Source organism: Parendozoicomonas haliclonae, assembly GCF_900174585.1.
GTDB classification, from domain to species: Bacteria; Pseudomonadota; Gammaproteobacteria; order Pseudomonadales; family Endozoicomonadaceae; genus Sansalvadorimonas; species Sansalvadorimonas haliclonae.
The window spans coordinates 1-460 of the sequence record NZ_FWPT01000051.1; the positions used below are offsets into that span (position 1 = coordinate 1).

At 50.4% G+C, this 460-nt stretch carries 1 protein-coding gene; it reads left to right on the top strand.

Annotated features, from left to right (window positions below; all coding sequences use genetic code 11):
- Positions 1-287 (top strand): tail assembly protein (locus tag EHSB41UT_RS24905; protein ID WP_133060661.1); only part of this gene is annotated, 287 nt, incomplete at its 5' end.
- Positions 288-460: the final 173 nt, after the last annotated feature.

The window sequence follows — 460 nt, forward strand, 5'->3', positions numbered from 1 at the left end:
CCGGAGGGCTGACTGCCACCACGATGCTGTTCTCACTGGGTGCCAGCAAGATACTGGGTGGTGTGGCTCAGATGCTGGCCCCGAAGGCAAAGACGCCTGAGTACAAAAGTACGGATAACGGTAAACAGAACACGTATTTTTCGTCACTGGACAACATGATTGCCCAGGGTAACCCGATGCCGGTGCCTTACGGTGAAATGCTGGTTGGTTCACGACGGATATCCCAGGACATCAGCACCCGTGATGAGGGCGGTGACGGGAAAGTGGTGGTTATCGGGCGGGGATGAAAATAAAAAAATCCCGCAGAGTTAGCGGAGCTGCGGGAGAGAACGATGAAGATTAACTTTATGGAGTTATTTTTCAGGCATCAAAAAAGTAACGCAGCGTCATTATTGCGGCTACAGGCAATTGCCGGAAATGTGAAGAGTTTCAGAAATTTTATTCCGTCATGACACAGGCA